The organism is Streptomyces xanthochromogenes, assembly GCF_014650455.1.
Lineage (GTDB): Bacteria > Actinomycetota > Actinomycetes > Streptomycetales > Streptomycetaceae > Streptomyces > Streptomyces xanthochromogenes.
This window is the reverse complement of the sequence record NZ_BMUZ01000004.1, coordinates 283,841-301,755: the sequence shown is the minus strand read 5'-3', so window position 1 is coordinate 301,755 and position 17,915 is coordinate 283,841. Positions and strand designations below refer to the sequence as shown.

14 protein-coding genes and 3 pseudogenes are annotated in these 17,915 nt (G+C 72.2%); 10 read left to right on the top strand and 7 right to left on the bottom strand.

From position 1 onward, the window contains the following. Positions 1 to 22: 22 nt before the first annotated feature. Entirely contained in the window at positions 23 to 853 is an 831-nt protein-coding gene (locus IE267_RS12345; protein WP_189763212.1) for a helix-turn-helix transcriptional regulator, read from the bottom strand. A gap of 127 nt (positions 854 to 980) precedes the next feature. On the opposite strand from IE267_RS12345, the gene IE267_RS12340 reads away from it, so the two are divergent. After that, the gene (locus tag IE267_RS12340) at positions 981 to 1,835 is read left to right on the top strand and encodes an NAD-dependent epimerase/dehydratase family protein (protein ID WP_189763211.1); all 855 of its coding nucleotides are present in this window, start codon (positions 981 to 983) and stop codon (positions 1,833 to 1,835) included. A 98-nt stretch (positions 1,836 to 1,933) separates the two neighbouring features. Here IE267_RS12340 and IE267_RS12335 read toward each other — a convergent pair whose 3' ends face one another. Beyond that, the gene (locus IE267_RS12335) at positions 1,934 to 2,401 is read right to left on the bottom strand and encodes an RICIN domain-containing protein (protein WP_189763210.1); all 468 of its coding nucleotides are present in this window, start codon (positions 2,399 to 2,401) and stop codon (positions 1,934 to 1,936) included. 145 nt (positions 2,402 to 2,546) lie between these two features. Between IE267_RS12335 and IE267_RS12330 the strand changes: the two genes are divergently transcribed. After that, entirely contained in the window at positions 2,547 to 6,314 is a 3,768-nt protein-coding gene (locus IE267_RS12330) for an nSTAND1 domain-containing NTPase (RefSeq protein ID WP_189763209.1), read from the top strand. A 141-nt stretch (positions 6,315 to 6,455) separates the two neighbouring features. After that, entirely contained in the window at positions 6,456 to 6,809 is a 354-nt protein-coding gene (locus tag IE267_RS12325; RefSeq protein ID WP_189763208.1) for a hypothetical protein, read from the top strand. 59 nt (positions 6,810 to 6,868) lie between these two features. On the opposite strand, the pseudogene IE267_RS12320 reads toward IE267_RS12325, so the two are convergent. After that, positions 6,869 to 8,106, bottom strand: a pseudogene (locus IE267_RS12320) (glycosyltransferase). Positions 8,107 to 8,276: 170 nt separating this feature from the next. Between IE267_RS12320 and IE267_RS12315 the strand changes: the two are divergent. Together IE267_RS12315 and IE267_RS12310 are read left to right on the top strand one after the other, a co-directional pair. Beyond that, positions 8,277 to 8,786 carry a mycothiol transferase gene (locus IE267_RS12315; protein WP_167161946.1) on the top strand — a complete coding sequence of 170 codons (510 nt, stop codon included), beginning with the start codon at positions 8,277 to 8,279 and terminating at the stop codon, positions 8,784 to 8,786. Positions 8,787 to 8,947: 161 nt separating this feature from the next. Next, entirely contained in the window at positions 8,948 to 9,343 is a 396-nt protein-coding gene (locus tag IE267_RS12310; RefSeq protein ID WP_229861049.1) for a hypothetical protein, read from the top strand. A gap of 1,604 nt (positions 9,344 to 10,947) precedes the next feature. Here IE267_RS12310 and IE267_RS40580 read toward each other — a convergent pair. From IE267_RS40580 to IE267_RS12285, 4 genes and pseudogenes are all read right to left on the bottom strand, one after another. Continuing rightward, positions 10,948 to 11,622, bottom strand: a pseudogene (locus IE267_RS40580) (eCIS core domain-containing protein); the annotation flags it as partial. Positions 11,623 to 11,769: 147 nt separating this feature from the next. Then, positions 11,770 to 12,062, bottom strand: a pseudogene (locus tag IE267_RS12295) (transposase family protein); the annotation flags it as partial. A 638-nt stretch (positions 12,063 to 12,700) separates the two neighbouring features. Beyond that, complete coding sequence (locus tag IE267_RS39585) at positions 12,701 to 13,009, bottom strand: hypothetical protein (protein ID WP_229861048.1); 309 nt, start codon at positions 13,007 to 13,009, stop codon at positions 12,701 to 12,703. Between the two features lie 128 nt (positions 13,010 to 13,137). After that, entirely contained in the window at positions 13,138 to 14,079 is a 942-nt protein-coding gene (locus IE267_RS12285; protein WP_189763206.1) for a Rieske (2Fe-2S) protein, read from the bottom strand. Positions 14,080 to 14,320: 241 nt separating this feature from the next. Between IE267_RS12285 and IE267_RS12280 the strand changes: the two genes are divergently transcribed. The 5 genes from IE267_RS12280 to IE267_RS12260 all read left to right on the top strand — a co-directional run bounded on the left by IE267_RS12280 (position 14,321) and on the right by IE267_RS12260 (position 17,826). Then, a complete protein-coding gene (locus IE267_RS12280; RefSeq protein ID WP_189763205.1) occupies positions 14,321 to 15,571 on the top strand; it encodes an MFS transporter in 1,251 nt (416 codons plus the stop codon). A gap of 209 nt (positions 15,572 to 15,780) precedes the next feature. Continuing rightward, entirely contained in the window at positions 15,781 to 16,512 is a 732-nt protein-coding gene (locus IE267_RS12275; protein WP_167161943.1) for a restriction endonuclease, read from the top strand. Between the two features lie 131 nt (positions 16,513 to 16,643). After that, positions 16,644 to 16,790: a hypothetical protein gene (locus IE267_RS12270; protein ID WP_167161942.1), complete on the top strand. Its 147-nt coding sequence runs from the start codon at positions 16,644 to 16,646 to the stop codon at positions 16,788 to 16,790. After that, positions 16,787 to 17,371 (top strand): PRC-barrel domain-containing protein, encoded by a 585-nt coding sequence (locus IE267_RS12265; protein WP_167161941.1) that lies wholly within the window; start codon positions 16,787 to 16,789, stop codon positions 17,369 to 17,371. Before IE267_RS12270 ends, IE267_RS12265 begins: the two co-directional genes overlap by 4 nt. After that, positions 17,371 to 17,826 carry a PRC-barrel domain-containing protein gene (locus IE267_RS12260; RefSeq protein ID WP_189763204.1) on the top strand — a complete coding sequence of 152 codons (456 nt, stop codon included), beginning with the start codon at positions 17,371 to 17,373 and terminating at the stop codon, positions 17,824 to 17,826. The genes IE267_RS12265 and IE267_RS12260 overlap by 1 nt, the downstream gene beginning before the upstream one ends. Positions 17,827 to 17,915 lie beyond the last annotated feature (89 nt).

Genomic DNA, 17,915 nt, shown 5'->3' with positions numbered 1-17,915 from the left:
CGTCTGTGTGACGCAGTGTCAACTATGAGCTGGGAGACAGGTCTTGGACGCCTATGACCCGCAGTAGTTCGAGCCGCTGACCGGTGTCGGTGCCCGGGCGCGCCGAATGCACGATGAGCTGCTGACCCTGCCCGTCGCTGAGGAGCACCTCGCAGTCGAGGTCGAGGGTGCCCACCACCGGATGGAGGAACCGCTTCGGCGACGGGCGGCGCACGACGACGTCGTGGGACTGCCAGTACGTCTCGAACTCGTTTGATGCCGTGCGGAGTTCTTCGACGAGTGCGGCCGGGCCCGGGTCGCCGGGGCGCGCGGCGGTGACCGCCCGCAGGCTCGCCACATGCGCGCGGGCGTGCTGCTCGTGGTTCTCGGGCGGGAACAGGGCCCGGGTGCCGGGGGCCGTGAACCAGCGCCGGATCAGATTCGTCCCGGTGCGGTCTCCGGTGAGGGCCACCGACATCGTGTTCTGCGCAAGCACCTCGCCCCAGTCGCTCAGCACCGACGCGGGCAGATCGGTCAGCCGGTCGAGGATCATCAGCAGGCCGGGCCGGACATGGCCCGAGGAGCCTCCCGGCCGCGGCGGCTCCTCACCGGCCAGGTGGAACAGATGGTCCCGCTCGACATCCGTCAGCCGCAGGGCACGCGCGAGCGAGGTCAGCATCTGCCGCGACGGGTGGGAGCCGCGGCGCTGTTCGAGGCGCGTGTAGTAGTCCGTCGACATCCCCGCGAGCTGTGCCACCTCCTCGCGGCGCAGACCCGGGGTGCGACGCCTCGGCCCCGCGTTCAGGCCCACGTCGGAGGGGGTCAGCCGGGTGCGTGCGCGGCGCAGGAAGTCGGCGAGTTCGATTCGGTCCACCCCGTCAGGGTCCCTCGGATCCGGACTCGTATCCAGGGAGAGCCGGTCCCTGGACAGCCGCGTCTCTCCCGCCGGGCCCCCCGGGCCCGCACGCTGGGGCCACGGCTACGACAACGAGGAGGCGGCCATGCTGACATTGGTGACAGGCGCTACGGGCCAGGTCGGGCGGCGGTTCGTGCCGCGGCTGCTGCAGAACGCGGCACCCGGTGACGAGGTGCGGGTGCTGGTGCGGGACAGCGCGCGCGGCGAGCGCTTCGCCGAGCTCGGCGCCCAAGTGGTGGTCGGCGATCTGCGGGACACGGACGTGCTGGGCAAGGCCGCGGACGGCGTGGACGCGGTCGTGAACGTGGCCGCCGCGTTCCGCGGAGTGCCGGACGAAGAGGCGCGCGCGGTCAACCGGGACGCGGCCATCGAGCTGGGCCGGGCCGCCGTCGCCTCCGGCGTGCGCCGGTTCGTGCAGGTCAGCACCGGGCTCGTATACGGGGAGGGCCGGGGCAGGGCGCTGGTCGAGAGCGACGAAACAGTGCCGGGCGGCCACCTCTGGGGGGCCTACCCCGAGTCCAAGGGGGAGGCGGAACGAGCGCTCGGCGCGCTCGACGGCCTCGACGACCTCCGCATCGGACGGCTGCCCTTCGTCTACGGCGACGGCGATCCGCACCTGTCCGTCGCGCTGCGATGGGCACCCGACTGGCCGGCCATGCAGCGCCTGCACATGGGCCACCACCTCGACGTGGCCCAGGGCCTGCGGCGACTCCTGTACGCCCCCGGCGCGCACGGCGTGTACAACATCGCCGACGACGCCCCGGTCACCACGGTCGACCTCTTCCAGTTCCACGGTCTGGCCGTGCCGCCCCAGGTGTACGAGAAGGAGACCCCGGACCCCTGGAACGGCGTGATGTCGACGACCCGCATCCGGCACGAGCTGGGCTACCGCCCGCTCATCCCCTCGCTGTGGGCGGCCCGGGACGCGGGAGTGCTGTAGCGGCTCGCGGGACCGGGCGTCGGCGAGCGCGCCGGGCCGGGCACGGCACCCCCTGCCGTGCCCGGCCCGGCACGCGGGGTGCCGGGCCGGGGCGGTGGTCAGAACTCCCAGGCCTGGCTCGCCGCGCCGTTGCAGCTCCAGCTCACCAGGAGCTGGCCGTTCTCGGGCCGGCCGCCGAGGATGTCCAGGCACTTGCCGTTCATACGGCTACGGATCTCGTCGCCGTTGCGGAACCACTTCTGGTTGATGCCGCCGTCGCAGTCCCACATGCTCGCCGAGCCCTGGTCGCCCGGATGGAACGCGTAGATCTCCAGGCACTTTCCGTTGAGGTTGGAGCGGATCTGCTCGCCGTCCCAGCGCCACTGCTGGTTGGTGTTGCCCGTGCAGTCCCACGTCACCGTGGAGGCGCCGTTCTCCTGGTGGAACATGAAGATGTCCGCACACTTCCCGTTCAGCTTGGACTTGAGCAGCGGTGCCGCGGCGAACGCGGGCGAGCTCGCCAACGTACCCCCGGCCACGAGACCGGTCACTGCCGCCAGCAGCATCAGTCGCCTCAGAACCCTCATGGTGTTCCTCCGTATCGCTCGTGCGCGGTTGCGCCGAGCCAGGTCTAGCCCCCGGCGGATGTCCGGCGCCGGGACGTGGATTGCGGACATCAAAAGCTGGACAACCACCACGCAGCACGGCAGGGAGGACTCCGGGAGGGAAGCCATGCCACGCCCCGAACGCCCGCTCGACCAGGACGGCAGTCCGCTGACGCGGTTCGCCGCCGACCTGCGGAAGCTGCGTGAGGCGGCGGGCCTGCCCCCCTACCGGACCCTGGCCAAGACGGCGCACTACGCGTCGACGACCCTGTCGGACGCCGCCGGCGGCCGGGTCCTCCCGAGCCTCGCCGTCACGCTCGCTTACGTGGAGGCGTGCCGGGGCGACCGCACGGAATGGGAGACGCGGTGGCACGCGGTCGCTGCCGAGATCGCGGCGGGCGCACCCGGCGCCGGACCGGGGGAGACCAGCACTCCGTACGCCGGGCTTTCGGCGTTCCAGCCGGAGGACGTCGACCGGTTCTTCGGGCGCGAGCGGCTGACCGGCGAAGTGCTCGCGAAGGTGCGGGACCACCGGTTCCTTGCCGTCTTCGGACCGTCGGGGTCGGGCAAGTCCTCGCTGTTGAGGGCAGGCCTCGTCGCCCACGCAAGGGCGTCCGACCGGCCGGTGATGCTGTTCACGCCGGGCCCGCACCCCCTGGAGGAGTGCGCGATCCGACTGGCCGCGACGACCGGAGAGGCGCCGCGCACGCTCCTGGGCGAGCTCCGCAGCGACCCCGGGGCGCTGCACCTGCGGATCCGGCAGGCCATGGCCGACCGGCCGCGGGACATCGACACGCTGATCGTGGTCGACCAGTTCGAGGAGGCCTTCACCCTCTGCCGGGACGGCGGCGAACGGGACGCCTTCATCGCCGTGCTGGCCGCCGCCGTGACGGCCCCCACCAGCCGGACCACGGTGGTCCTCGGGGTGCGCGCCGACTTCTACGGCCACTGCGTCCAGGAGCCGCGCCTGGTCGAGGTGATGCGTGACGCGCAGATCGCGGTCGGCCCGATGAGCAGCCAGGAGCTGCGCGAGGCCATCACCCGGCCGGCCGCGCTCGCCGGGTGCACGGTCACCGGCGCGCTCCTCGCGGCCGTGGTCGCGGACGCGACCGGCCAGCCCGGTGCGCTGCCCCTGGTCTCGCACGCGATGGTCGAGACGTGGCGCCGCCGCAGCGGCAACCGCCTGACCCTCGACGGATACCTCGCGGCGGGCGGCATCCAGCACGCCCTCGCGCAGACCGCCGAGGCCGCCTACCGGGCGCTGACACCCGTCCAGCAGGACCTCGCCCGGTCCCTGTTCCTCCGCCTGACCGCGCTCGGCGACGGAACGCAGGACACCAGGCGCCGCATCACCAGGGACGAGCTCGACCCGGGCCCCGACACCGCCTTCGTACTCGAATCCCTGGCCGGGCAACGGCTTGTGGCCCTGGACGAGGAGTGCGTCGAGATCACCCACGAGGCGATCATCCGGTGCTGGCCACGACTGCGCGGCTGGCTGACCGAGGACCGGGACCGGCTGGTCGTGCACCGGCAGCTCACCGAAGCGAGCGCCGCCTGGGCCGCCCACGGCCACGATCCCCACGCGCTGTACCGCGGGGCCCGGCTGTCGGCGGCGCTGGACCTGGCCGCTGCCGACAGCAGCCGGCTGACCGCCAAGGAGCGCCGCTTCCTCGACGCGAGCCGCCTGGCGCAGGCCGGCGAGATGGCGGCGGTCAGACGGCGCACGGTCCGGCTGCGCCAACTGGTCACGCTGCTCACCGCGTTGGTGGTCGTGGCGGTCACCGCGGGGGTCCTCGCCGTCGGATCGCGCGGGACGGCCATCGAGCAGCGCAACGTGGCCATCGCGAGGAAGGCCGCCGCGGACGCGGCCGAGGTGCGACCGGACAACCCCGCGCTGGCCGCCCAACTCGGCCTGGCAGCACATCGGCTGGGCCGGACCCGCGATGTACGCGACCAGCTCATGAGCGCGTTCGCGACCCCGTACACGAGCAGGCTCACCGGCCACACCTCCGATGTGGTCTCGCTCTCCTTCGCCCCCGGGGGCGCTGTCCTGGCCACCGCGAGCTGGGACCGGACGGCCCGGCTCTGGGACGTCCGTGACCCCCACCGGCCGGTCCAGCTCGCCGTGCTGAGGCAATCGGAGCGGCTGAGCTCGGTGGCGTTCGGCGACGGCGGCCTCGTCCTGGCCACGGCGGGCGAACGGCACGTACGGCTGTGGGACGTCTCGAACCGACGCGCCCCCGCCGAACTGAGCACCCTGCCCGAGCAGTTCGCCGCGCCGACATGGGTGGCCGTCCGGCCCGGCGGAGTCATCGCCACCGGCCACACCGACGGCACGGCACGGCTGTGGAACGCGAGCGATCCCCGGCACCCGAGGCTCGTCGCCACCCTGCCGGGCCACTCCGGCGCAGTCACCTCGATGGCGTTCAGCGCCGACGGCCGCACGCTGGCCACCACCGGCGACACCACCGCCAGGCTGTGGAACGTCACCGACCCCACGGATCCGCAGCCCCTCGACGTCCTGCGCGGACACGCGGACACCGTGACCTCGGCCGCCTTCAGCCCCGACGGCCGGGCCCTGGCGACCGGGAGCTGGGACCACACCGCACGCATCTGGCCCCTCGGCAACGGCCCGCGCGCGCGGACCCCGGCCGTCCTGCACGGCCACCCCGCGATCGTCTGGTCGGTGGCGTTCGCCCCGGACGGCCGCACGCTCGTCTCGGTCGGTGGGTCCACCCTGTTCTGGGACATCGGCGACCCGGTGAACCCGAAGCGGATCAACATGGTCCAAGGCGGCGCCTATCAGGCCGCTTTCAGCCCGGACGGCCGCACCCTCGCCAACTCCGACCGGATCCTGGACCTTCGGGACCTGTCCTTCGGAACCCACGACGACGTGGTCACCTCCGTGTCGTTCAGCCCAAGTGGCCAACTGCTCGCCAGCGCCAGCTGGGACGGCACCGCACGGCTGTGGCAGGTCGTCGGCGGCCGGGCCCTGTGGCCGCTGGCCGCGCTGCGCGGGCACACCAAATTCGTCCGGTCCGTGGCGTTCAGCCCCGACGGGCGCGCCCTTGTCACGGCCAGCGAGGACACCACCCTGCGCGTCTGGGACGTGAGCGAGCCACGCACGCCCCGGCTGACCTCGGTCCTGACCCCCGACGCCGGCGAAGTGGGCGGCGCCCGCTTCGGACCGGACGGCCATCTGCTGGCCTTCTGGGCCCAACAAGCCGCCGGGCTCTGGGACTTGACCGACCTGACCCGGCCTCGGCAGCTGGGTCGGGTACCCGCGGGCGGCCCCGACGTCACGATGGCCTCGTTCCGGCCGGACGGCCGCACGCTGGTGACGAGCACCGGCGAGTCCGGCTCGCTGCGGTTCTGGGACATCGGCGACCCGCGCACCCCCAGGGAACTGCCGTCCCCGTTCCGTTCCGACCCGCTGACGGATGGCGTGTTCAGCCCCGACAACCGGCGGCTGGCCGCCATCCACCGGGCGGACCGTGCGGTCTGGCTCATCGACGTCAGCGACAGGGACCGACCGGTGAAGGTGCGGCACCTGCCGGGGCCCGGCTCATGGCTCTACACCCTCGCCTTCGCCGCGGACGGCCGCCAACTCGCGGCCGGTGCCGCGGACGGGAAGGCCCTGCTGTGGGACCTGAACGGCGAGCCCGCCCCCACGGTCCTCACCGGCCACGCAGGCCCCGTACCGGCGGTGGCGTTCAGCCCGGACGGAGGCACCCTCGCCACTGGCGGGAACGACTTCACCGTCCGGACCTGGGACACCCGTCTGGACAGGGTCGCCGCCCGCATCTGCGACAGCGCGTACCCCCGGATCACCCGGGCGCAGTGGGCCCAGTACTTCACGTCGGTCGACTTCGACCCGCCCTGCCCCGGAGCGTGACCGGATGGGCCAGTAGCCCTGGCGGGTGACAGTGAAACCTTTCGGCAGGGCTGCGGGGGATGGCCCCGACGCGGGCCAGGCAGGGATCGGGCGACCTGCCGACATCCTTTGGCTCCCCCGACCGACCGGAAAGAGAGTCCCATGCGTCTTCGTCACGCCCTCGTCTCCGCCTGCGGCGCGCTCGCGCTGATCGCCACCCTGGGCGCGCCCGCCCACGCGGCGACCGGACACTTCGGCTACAAGTACATCGGTCTGGACGGGCGGCCGCACAAGGGCTCCCTCTCCAACCCCGAGGACATCGTCTGCATCACCATCCCGGAGGTCGGGGACCCGGACTCCTCCCGCCCCGCGTTCGCCCCGCACATCCGGACCGACATGTCCGCCATGGTGTTCACCGAGCCCGACTGCTCGGGCCTCTCCTGGACGCTGAAGCCTCATGGCAAGCCCGCCACCGACCGCCTTGAGCTGCGCTCGGTCGCCTTCTTCCGCAAGTAGGCCCCGGATCTGGACGCCGTTTCGCCGGCGGGGAGTCGAGGTGGGGCGGCCCCCCGGCCTCAACGCCCTTGTGCCATCGCTCTGTTGATGGCCTCCAGCACCGGGGCGACGCCGTCCTCGGTGGCCAGTCGGTCCGCCAGGGCCCGGGCACGCCGGCGGTAGCCGGGGTCGGAGGTGGCCTCCTTCAGCGCCGCCGCCAGGCCGTCGGCCGTCAGCCGTCGCAGGGGAACGGCGCGGGCCCCACGCCGAGGCGGACCAGACGGTCGGCCCAGAACCCGGCGTCGAACTGGATAGGCAGCGGCACCGCCGGGATTCCCGCACGCAGCCCCGCCCCCGTGGTTCCGGCGCCGGCGTGGTGGACGACCGCTGCCAGATGGGGGAAAAGGACGCTGTGCGGGACGTCCCCGATGGTGATCATGTCGTCGTCGGCGGCGTGCAGACCGGCCCAGCCCTCTTGCAGGACGCCCCGCAGTCCGGCCGCCCGCAGCGCGCGGACGATCTCGTCCGACACCCGCGCCGGGTCGGGCACGGTGGCACTGCCCAGGCCGATGAACACCGGTGCCGGCCCGTCGGCGATGAAGTCCCGCAGCGCGCCCGGCAGTTGTGGGTCGGGAACGCGTGGCCACCAGTAGCCCGTCACGTCCAGGCCGGGGCGCCAGTCGCCGGGCCGGGGCACGACGAGCGGGCTGTAGCCGTGCAGCACGGGCCAGTGGGCGCGTTCGCGTTCCCGGTGCTGGACCCAAGGCCCGTGCGAGCTGCTGCCCAGGCGCTGCCGTACTCGCTGTGCGGCCGGCGCGTACACATGCGCCAGGGCCAGGTGTACGCCGTGCCCGGCCGCCCTGTTGGCCGGGGCGCCCCACGATCCGACACCGGCCATCGGTGGGACGAAGGCGCCGGTCGGATGCAGGGGCTGGAGGTTGAGCCCGATGCTGGGCAGCCCGAGACCCTCGGCGATGGCACAGCCCAAGGGGGCCACGGAGCCGGCGAGGAGAAGGATGTCGCTTGCCTGCGCGGCCCGGAGGAGGTCGTCGGTCATCTCCCCGGCCAGCGACCTCGCCATCGCCAGCACCCGGGCGAGTTTGCCCGGCCCCGTCCTGCTGCGGTGCAGCGAGTGCCCCCGGGCGCCGTGCAGTTCGGCGTGCGGATCGATGGGGATCGGGTGGAACCGGACGGCAGACCCCGAAAGCAGCGGCTCGAACCGGGCGTGGGTCACCACCGTGACGTCGTGCCCCGCCCGGACAAGCCCGTCCGCAAGACCGGCATAGGGAGCGACATCGCCTCGTGAACCGACCGTCATGATCGCTACTCGCACGGCCCTCAGTATGCCGTCCAGGACATCAGCGCAGCAGTGGCCGGCGAGCGCCGTTGGTACGGACGGGCATGCCGTTCCGGAGCGCCGGACGCCGTACCGGCCGCGCGGCGGTACCTATCACGCGGGACACCGGACGTATGCGCCACTATGGACGCATGAACACTGCCGAGGTTTTGACGGACGCCTTCGGGCGCGTCCAGGAGGAAGTGCACACCGCCGTCGAGGGCCTGTCACCGGAGGACCTGGCGTTCCGGCCCGACAGCGGGGCCAACTCCATCACCTGGCTGATCTGGCACCTCGCCCGGGTCCAGGACGACCATGTCGCCGACGCCGCGGGCCGGGACCAGGTATGGATCACCGACGGGTGGGCGGACCGGTTCGACCTGCCGCTCGGCGAGGAGGAGACCGGTTACGGGCACTCGGCCAAGCAGGTGGCATCGGTCAGCGGTGTCTCCGCCGACCAGCTGGCCGGGTACTACGACGCCGTCCACGAGCAGACCCTGGCGTTCGTGCGCGACGTCGACGACGCGGCGCTCGACCGGGTCGTCGACGAGCGATGGACACCGCACGTCACCCTCGGCGTCCGGCTGATCAGCGTCATCTCCGACTGCCTGCAGCACACCGGCCAAGCCGCCTATGTGCGGGGCCTGTTGGAGCGCCGCTGAGGGCCGGTGCCGTCGACGGACGGGGCCTGCGGGCCCGGGACGGCCGGGCCCGTGCCCAGCGGCACGGCCAGGCCTCGGGCGGGCTCGGCGCGAGCGAATTCGATGGAGATGCCGTGCGAGTCGACGGCACCATGCCCCTATGACGACCAACCGAAAGGCCCATGCCGCGTAGACGGCCGGGGCGGACCCGCGTCGACCTCGCCGACGGCCACCGCGCATCACGGGCGCGACCCGTCATCGACGGCCTGACGTCGCGTGCGCTGTCCGAGATCAGCCATCTCGAGCGCACCCGCAGCTATCTGCAGCCGGGCGACGTCAGCGCGGCCGTACACCTCTGGAAGGACTACGTCCAGCGGCCCGAGCGCGAACTCTGGTGGGACTACGAGGCGGGCGACCAGCGCTGGTACGGCTGCGACGACCCCCTCGAAGCCCGAGCCGTCCTGGACGGCGTGATGCGGGCCCTGTCCGCACGGAGCGCCCGCGAAGTTCGACAGGTGGAAGTCCCCACGCTCAAGCCGGCGACCAGGACATGCACCGAAGTCCGGCTGGGGTACTAGGCCCCCATGGCCCTCCCGTACGCCGCGACGACGTTCTCGATCGGCCTGCTCATCGTCGCCGTGCCGACGGCCGTCGCCCACTCGGTGAAGCGGGCGGCGACCTGCTGCACGTCGGCCAGGGTCCCTCCGTCGGCCATGACGTGCTCCAGCTCGGCGAGGGTCTCCGCGGGGCCCTGGGCGTTGCCGCCCTTCTGGGCGAGCACGGTCGAGACCTGCAGGAAGGGGGCGAGAGCCGCGATGGTCGGCTCTCCGGACCGCTGTTCGTAGATCCGGCGGCACCGTTCAAAGGACGCCTTGAACCGCTCCTCGTGCGACGGTTGGGGCGCGGCGACGTGCCACGGAGCCGTCATCTCGATCGGGGTGTATTCACGCTGCTGTTCTCCGGTGCGGGCCTTCGCCGCGGTCCCATGCGCCCTGCGCGACCAGTCCTCCAGATGGCCGGCGTCCTGGCGGATGTCGGCGAAGCTCGCCATGCCGACCCCGAAGCTGCGGAACTCCAGGGGGACGACCGGGACCCCGCCGGGGGAGTCCAGCGACGTGAGCTCGGTCATGCCGCCGAACTCCCGCTCCTGTGGGCCCACCAGACGGCCGTCCGGGTCCGGGAGGAACTCGGCGATGCCCGAAAGGGCTTCGTCCAGGTACCGGTTGAGGCCCAGGACGTGCGCCTCGCTCATCGGCGGATCGCCCTGCCCGGTCCTCGGCGCCACCGCGAAGTAGTGCTCCCACATGCCTGCCCGGATCGCGTCCCCGCCGCCGACGAGGAAGACCTTCGCGGAATCCGGCAGCGACTGCTGGACCGTGCCGAGGCTCACCCGGGCCAGCACTGCGGTCTTGTTCTTCACCTGTCCTAGTGCCGTCTCGCCCGGTCGCGCCGGATCGTCCGCGCGGAGCTTGTCCGCCAGCGCGGCGAACTGGGTGTAGCAGAGCGAACCGAAGCCGCGGACCTCCTGCGCGCCCACCGCAGCGTCGTGACCGGGAGCAGTGGCGGCGGCCGGTGACTGCAGGAACCGCGCGCCGAGCTCGTTCCCGACCTGGACCGACCTCACCAGGTGCTCATGGGCCTTGCTCTTCACCAGGGCGCGGACCTTGCTCCCGGTCTTGTTCCGCGGCTCCGGGGTCCGCACGGCCTCCGCGAAGACGTCCGTCATGCCGTTCAAGGGAAGGCCCACGGTCTGGTGGACGAAGAGCCCCTGCCCTCTCCCTTCCTGGCCGTTCCGCTCGCTATGGGGCTTCTCCGGGGCCACCCTCGCCGTCTTGAAGCCAGCGGCCAGCTCGTATCCCTCCTTCTCGGGATAGAGCCTCCTCATCTGCTTCTCGGCCTGCGGGCTGTCGGCACCGGGGGCATAGAGGCGCTGGTGGGCATCCTCCAGATGGTCGATGGTCTGCGACACCGTGCGAGGGAACCGCTGCTCCTCGCCAGGGAGCACCGCGCTGGGCTCGGCCACGAACTCGGCGTTCGTGTAGGTGCCTCGGCTGTCCGAGACCAGTTTGATGCCCTGGCCGGAGTGCCTCATCATCTCGATGCCCGTGCTGTTGTCGCTCTTGACGTCCTCCCCGCTGTGCCGGACAACGGGCCGGTCGACCTCTACCTCAAGGCCGATCGCGCGCTGCACTGCCGCGGACGGACTCGCCTGTGCCGGCGCCGGTTCCGTCGCCGCCTGCGACGCGGGCGCCGGACCCGCCAGCAACCGCGTCGCGTTGGCCTCGGCCTCCCGCTCGAACCGGTCTGAGGGGTCGCTCACCCGGAGCCCCGAGCCGTTGTCCGTGCCCGCGACCGGGCCCTGGCGCTGCTGGATGACGTGGGTCAGCTCATGGGCGAGGGTGTGCCGGTCGGTTCCGCCGACGCCCATGACGACGTGGCTGCCGGAGGTGTAGGCGCGGGCGCCGAGCTCCGCGGCGGAGGCCCGGGCGGTGGAGTCGTCGTGGACGCGGACGTTGGAGAAGTCCGCGCCCAGCCGGGCCTCCATGTCGATGCGGGTCGATTCGTCCAGGGCTCGCCCGGGGGCGCGTAGGACATCGTGGACGGCAGAGCGCTGCACTGCGGGCTGTGCCGGCTGTTCGGCCGGCTGGTGGCCGCAGCCGACGCCATGCTGGTGCTGCTCGGGCTGGGCCCACGGGTGGCCGGCGGCGCGGAGCATCTGGACGACGGCGGTGTTGCCCGCGGTGCTCTGCAGGGCGAGGAGTCCTGCAGGTGTGCCAACGCCTGGGGCGGGGGTCTTGGCGGCGGAGCGGACGGGTTTTTTGCCCTTGGGGGTCGGGGCCTGGTCGTTGGTGTGCATTGAGTCCTCGCCTGGTGCCGGGTCGGGAGCGTTGTCCGACGGGGTATGGACAGAGGCTCTGTGGGGAACCTCTGAGGGTTCCCGGCGACGCCAACGCTTCGCTAACCTCTTCAAGTGCTTCGCGTTAGCAGGGAGCGTTTTCCAACCTCACGCTGATGCGTGGTGAAGGACGAGGACGGCCTTCACGACGTCGGTGATCCCGTTGGTGCTGCAGCGGAGTTTCCGCAGGAGGCGCCAGCCCTTGAGGGTGGCCATGGCCCGCTCGCCGGGCAGCGCGGGCGAGGCCCAGAGGGGGCGTCCGAACGGGTCTGTGAGACCTGGACGTTCATGCCGTGGCGTTTGTGTTTCCCGGAGTAGTACGGGGTGTCGGCGGCGATGCGGTCGATCGGCAGGAGGCTGCCGTCGAGGATGACGAACGCCTTCGCCCGGATCGTCCTCATGACAACGCCGCTTCTGCCGACCGGCGACCCAGGGCTCGCCTGGCGCAGCCCGCCGAGCAGGTCTCGTAAGCCGGCGGCGGCCGCGCGGGCGGTCGGGTCGGCGTAGTGCCCGGACTGGTTGGCGAGGGCGCGGGCGAGCCAGGCGTCGACCTTCGCGGTGCGGTAGTCGTGGTTCTCGTCCAGGAGGTCGCCGGCGGCTTCCTCTTGTGGGTGACCTGCGCTCGCCGTCGGACCCATTACTGCGGCAGGCAAGGATCCCCGAGTGTCGGCTTTCTCCGCTCGCCCTCGGGGGTGAGGGTCAACGATTCGCGGAACGAGCCGCCGCCGAATCGCACTGCGAGGAGCAACGGTTGCTCGTGCTCGGGTGGCCACGGTTCGGCCCCCGGTTTGGTGCCGTTCCACAGGTGGAAGACCACCATCGGCTGCTGCGGATCCTCGGTGAGGTAGCCGAGCGTCTTCCCGTACAGAGGATTGGTCCCTCCGAACAGCACAGAGGGAGGACCAAACTCCGCCGTCACATCAGCCCAGGTGCGGTCAACCGTGACCCACCCCCGAACTCGGCTTGTGAGGGCCTCGTACTCCTCGCCAGCGAGAACCCGATCGGGCTTGAGCCAGCCTCGCCGGTACGCGAACTCCGCTTATGCCGAGGCGACTTCGCAGCAATCGGCCTGCGCGGGGAAGACATCCTGGAAGGCCCCGCTGGGGCCGAAGGAGGTCCAGAGCCCCTGCTCTTCCCAACTCTGCTTCAGCTGGCTCCACGCCTCGGGCCGGCGCTCGACGAACAGCACGTGGTCGATCAGGATCCGGAGAGCCACCTCGCCTCCGAACATCCCGGGCCGGCGCAGGGCGAGGTTGAGCTGATCAATGAGGTGATCGTAGATCTCTTGAGCAGTGGCAAGCGGAGTAGGAAGCGTCACGCACACAGTCTTCCGCATGATGATCACCACGGATCACCTGTTCCACTGACGACGACGAGTGGATGAATCACAAGCTGAGGCAGGGCATGAAGACACCCCCAACAGGTCTGCCCAATGGGCCCGTTGGGGGTGTGGTGTGGTCCGTGTCCCGTCGCGGATCAGACGGCGTCGGGGAGTCTGACCTCCAGCACGCCGTCCTCCGTGAGCCGGGTTTCGAAGACCGGCTGGGGCGCGGTCGCGGGGCCGCCCACGTTCTGACCGTCCGTCAGACGGAAGACGCTGCCGTGCCACGGACACTCGACGCAGCCGTCCGCCACCTTGCCCTGGGACAACGGGCCCGCCATGTGGCTGCACCGGTCGACCAGCACGCGGAACTCGCCGTGCGGCTCCCGCACCACGAGCAGCGGGACCTCGCCCAGCATGCGCCGGACCCCCTGCCCCTCGGGGAATTCCGAGGGGCTGCCCACGGGGTGCCACCCCGGCTCCACCAAGTGGTCGACCGGCTCCGTCTTGTTGGAGCCGACCGCCTGCCGAAAGGCCAGGTGGCCCCCGATCATTCCGCCGACACTGGCCACCCCCAGCCCGGCGAACGCCAGCAGCCGGCCCAGTACCGGCCTGCCCCGGCCCCGCACGGCCCAGGAACCGGCATATAGGCCGATGGCCACGCCGTTCGACGCGGCATGCACCACTCCCGTACGCAGTTGGCGCTCGGGCTGCTCGGCCCAGTCCACCCAGCCGGCCCAGGCGGCCGGTACCGCGGAGACGACGCCCATGCCGATGAGGAGCCGCGCGTTGCGCCCACCGCCCGGCACGAGGTCGAGCACCGCCGCGGACGTCCAAGCGCCGATCGGCACCTGCACAAGGACGGGGTGCAGCGGGTGGCCGATGGGCCGTCCCTGGAGGATCGCTCGGTACGGGCCCAGGGGCAGGGCGCGAATCGCCTTTTGCAACGGGCCGGTGATCCTGTCCAGCTGCTTCGCCCCGCCGAGCGCGTCCAGCGCCTTGAGCAGGGCCTGCGCCGGAGCGCCGCCCGCGACCGCATCGTCCCGGCCCGGGGAGTCCACACCGGGCGTCACCCACTTCGCTGACTGGTTTCCCATGGAATCCGGTTAACCCCCGCGCCGCGGAGCCAAACGGCCTGCCGCGGGGTTCTACCCGTACACGAGCGGCATCGGCGCACCTGACCCCGCCGGGTGGTGGGGGAGGCGAGGCGCTGGTAAGTGCCTCACGGACCGCTCGCCGTGGGGGCTCGTCGTGCGCCCGGTGCCGGGGCCGTGCCTCGGGGCTGCGCGTCCTTGTCGGGGCCGCGGCGGGTTTCACGGCCGCTGCTAGCCTGCGGCCATGATCAAGGGCAGCCCGGTGGGTCGAATAGGGAGCTTGGTGGGGGACAGCGGGCCGGAGCGCGTGCTGATCGCCGCCAGTTTCGTCAATCGGGTCGGCAACGGGCTGTTCAACGCGGCGGCGGCGCTCTACTTCACCTTGATCGTGGGGCTGCCCGCGGCGCAGGTCGGCGGCGCGCTCACCATCGCCGGAGTGGTCGGCCTGTGCGCGGGGGTACCCGGAGGGCACTTCGCCGACCGGCGCGGGGCGCGAACGATCATGATGGTGGCCCTCGTGGTCCAGGCGGTGGCGATGGCGGCCCTCGTCCTCGTCGAGAGCTGGACCGCACTGACGGTCGTCGCGACGGTCGACCAGATCGCCGCGGCGGTCGGCGGCGCTGCCTGGGGCGCGTTGGTGGCCCGGGTCGGGCGTGACCGCCCGGCCAGGTTCCGGGCGAAGTTGCGCACCTTCGTCAACCTCGGCGTCGTTCTCGGCACCGTGGGTGCCGGTCTTGCGCTGGCCGCGGGCACTCGTGGCGCCTACGTCGCCCTGATCCTCGGCAACGCGGCGAGCTTCGCCGTGTGCGGGGCGCTCCTGCTCCTGCTGCCCCGCTATCCGGTCCTGCCCGCGCCGCCGCAGGAGCGTCGCCTGCTCGCCTTCCGGGACCGCCCGTACCTTGTCTTCACCGTTCTGTACGGGGGCATGGGACTGCAATACCCGGTCGTCTCCCTGCTCCTGCCGATCTGGATCGCCGAACACACCGCAGCGCCGCGCTGGACGGTGGCCGCGCTGTTCGCCGTGAACTCGGCCTTCTGCGTGCTGTTGCAGACCAGGATCGGCTCCCGCATCGAAACCCCGCACGACGGCGGCAGGGCGTTCCGCACCGCGGGGCTGCTCTTCCTCGTGAGCTGCCCCCTGATGGCGCTGGCGGCCTACACCCCGGTCTGGGCGGCCGCGGCCCTGGTCCTGGCGGCGGTCTTCGTCCACAGCCTGGGCGAGGTCTGGGAGTCCTCGGCCGGCTTCGCCCTGGGCTTCGGCCTTGCCCCCGAGCATGCGCAGGGCCAGTACCAGGGGCTCCTCGGCCTCGGCTTCAGCGCGGGCCAGGCCCTCGCCCCCGCGATCCTCACCACCGTGGTGCTCGGACTCGGTGCGACGGGCTGGCTGCTGCTCGCGCTGTGCTTCGCGGCTCTCGGGGCGGCGGGCCCGTCCGTGGCCCGCTGGGGCCTGCGGACCCGGCCGCAGCCGGCCGTTGCGGTGGAAGCGACGTCATGACCGGTTGGCGGGCGGGCGGGCCTCGACTCGCCGACCGGCCGATGTCCCGTCAAGTCAGGTACGTAGGGGCGCAGTTGGGCTCGCCGCGGAGCTGACCGCGTGGATCGGGTGGAGTGGGGCAGATGTGGGAGTGATCTTGCTCCACGCAAGATCACCCACCCGCGCGATTCGAGCCTCCCGGCCGGCGCCAAGGCATAAGGAGCCCACCGATGACGATGCCCGTCCGCCGTGAAACGGCCGTCATAGGGCGGCGCCACCAGAAGTTCAGCCTGCGGAGCACCGCACTGAGTTTTGGTCTGGTGGCGCTCACCATCTGGGGGGTCGCCGTCACCTTCAAGTCGGCGGTACGCCCGCACTCGCATCCGGTGGGCACCGTACTGGCGCTGCTCGCCCTGCTGTTCCTGGTGGCCGCCGCGGTGCGCAGCAAGTGGTTGCGCCGGGCGGCCCGCAGAGCGACGCTCGAAGTCGCCGTGGCCGGGCCCGCGAGCCTGTCGGCCCCGGCGCCGGCGGACCCCGTTCTTCCGCCCACGGTCGGCGCCCCGGACGCCGTCGAGTCCGCGGGCATCGACCCGCTCGCCTTCGAGGACGCCGTGTCCGACCTGTGCCGCCGTGACGGCTGCACGGACGTCCAGGTGGTCGGCGGCGCGGGCGACCTGGGCGCCGACGTGGTGGCCACCGCCCCCGACGGGCGCCGGCTCGTCATCCAGTGCAAGTGTTACGCGGCGGGCCACAAGGTGGGCTCGCAGGACCTGCAGCGCTTCGGCGGCACCTGCTACGCGGTGCACGACGCCGAACTCGCGGTCGTGGTCACCACCAGCGAATACACGGAGCCGGCCCTGGACTACGCGGCCCAGTGCGCGATCCTCTGCTTCGACGGCGAGCTCCTGCGGGCCTGGAACGCCGGTACGGGACCTGCCCCCTGGGAACTCTGGCACACCTGACCCGCGCGGGCTCCCCGAACGCCCCAGCACCCGGCGGCCGATGGTCTGTGACGTCCTCGCGCTCTTCGCCGGCCCGGTACGGGGTATCCGACAGGCATGGGACGACGGGGAGTTCGGAGAGGTGGCGGGTTGTGATCTGGTGGGCATGGTTGATCGCCGCGCTGGTCGTGGTGCTGGCGCTGGGCGGGCTCGTGCTGGGCACGCAGGCCCGGCGTCGGCGCGGTGGCGTGATCGTGGTGCGCCGGGGCCGGCGCTCCGGGTCCGGGAGGGGCCGATGAATGTACTGATGCTGGCCGGTGAGCTGGCGAAGCGTCCTGTGGTCACCCTCGGCGGTGAGGCGGTGGGCCAGGTCAAGGACACCGTCTTCGACGCGGCGGGCGCTCGGATCACCGGCTTCACCCTGGCCGGACGTGGTCTGCTCGCCGGGCCCCTGAAGCAGAGCCTGCCCTGGTCCGGGGTGCACTTCCTGGGGCCGGACGCCGTGATGATCCCGTCGCTGGACGTACTGGAGGACCGGGCCGCCGTGGTGGCCAGGAGCGAGGCCGGGCACGGCCAGGTCCGGGGCGCCCGGGTGCTCACGGACGGCGGTCTGGAGGTCGGCACCGTCCTCGACGTGGTGATCGAGGGCGGCGCGGACGGGCGGGTCGTCGGTGTTCACCTCACCGCCACTGACGCGCTCGGCAAGAAGGGGCGCAAGGTGTTCCTGCCGGCACAGGGCCGGCTCTCCATGACCGGTGACACGCTCGTCGTGCCGGGCCACACCGCCGGCCGGGCCACGGAGGACCTGGGCGCCCTGGCCGAGGAACTGTTGCGCGGGCACGGTGCGAGCCCGGTGCCGGGGGAGGGGAAGACACTGTGATGCTGCTCAGCCAGACGCTCGGCCGTTCGGTGATCAACGTCGAGGACGCCCAACAGATCGGCACGGTCGAGGAGTTGGTCATCGACCCGGCCGCTGCCCGGATCGTCGCGATTCGGCTCCGGGGCGCCAAGGACAGCGGTGACGGCACGGTCGCGTGGGAGGACCTGCAGGCGGTCGGGCCGGACGCGGTCATGGTCCACGCGGCCCGCACCGCACGCCTCAGCTCCGTCGACGCGGAGGCGCAGCGCGGTCTCGTGGGCAGGCGCGTACTGACCGAACACGGCGAGGACATAGGCAAGTTGACCGATGTCGCCTTCGACCCGGTCGACGGTCGGGTGGAGGCCCTGCAAACCGCGCGCGGGCCGATCCCGGGGCTCTCCATGCTCGGCGTGGGCGCGTACGCGCTCGTGGTCCGCGCCCAGACCGCCCCGCCGCCCGGCCCGGCCGCCGGCTGAGCGGGCAACCGCCTCGCGACCGCATCCGTCGCCCCCTCGGCTGAGTCCGACGCATGTGGGCCGGGACCGGAGTACCGGTCCCGGCCCAC

Coding starts and splice junctions, on each gene's coding strand:
- IE267_RS12310 (WP_229861049.1), top strand. CDS start 8,948: ATGCCGCGTAGACGGCCGGGGCGGACCCGCGTCGACCTCGCCGACGGC.
- IE267_RS12335 (WP_189763210.1), bottom strand. CDS start 2,401: ATGAGGGTTCTGAGGCGACTGATGCTGCTGGCGGCAGTGACCGGTCTC.
- IE267_RS12280 (WP_189763205.1), top strand. CDS start 14,321: ATGATCAAGGGCAGCCCGGTGGGTCGAATAGGGAGCTTGGTGGGGGAC.
- IE267_RS12325 (WP_189763208.1), top strand. CDS start 6,456: ATGCGTCTTCGTCACGCCCTCGTCTCCGCCTGCGGCGCGCTCGCGCTG.
- IE267_RS12275 (WP_167161943.1), top strand. CDS start 15,781: ATGACGATGCCCGTCCGCCGTGAAACGGCCGTCATAGGGCGGCGCCAC.
- IE267_RS12315 (WP_167161946.1), top strand. CDS start 8,277: ATGAACACTGCCGAGGTTTTGACGGACGCCTTCGGGCGCGTCCAGGAG.
- IE267_RS12285 (WP_189763206.1), bottom strand. CDS start 14,079: ATGGGAAACCAGTCAGCGAAGTGGGTGACGCCCGGTGTGGACTCCCCG.
- IE267_RS12260 (WP_189763204.1), top strand. CDS start 17,371: ATGCTGCTCAGCCAGACGCTCGGCCGTTCGGTGATCAACGTCGAGGAC.
- IE267_RS12340 (WP_189763211.1), top strand. CDS start 981: ATGCTGACATTGGTGACAGGCGCTACGGGCCAGGTCGGGCGGCGGTTC.
- IE267_RS12265 (WP_167161941.1), top strand. CDS start 16,787: ATGAATGTACTGATGCTGGCCGGTGAGCTGGCGAAGCGTCCTGTGGTC.
- IE267_RS12330 (WP_189763209.1), top strand. CDS start 2,547: ATGCCACGCCCCGAACGCCCGCTCGACCAGGACGGCAGTCCGCTGACG.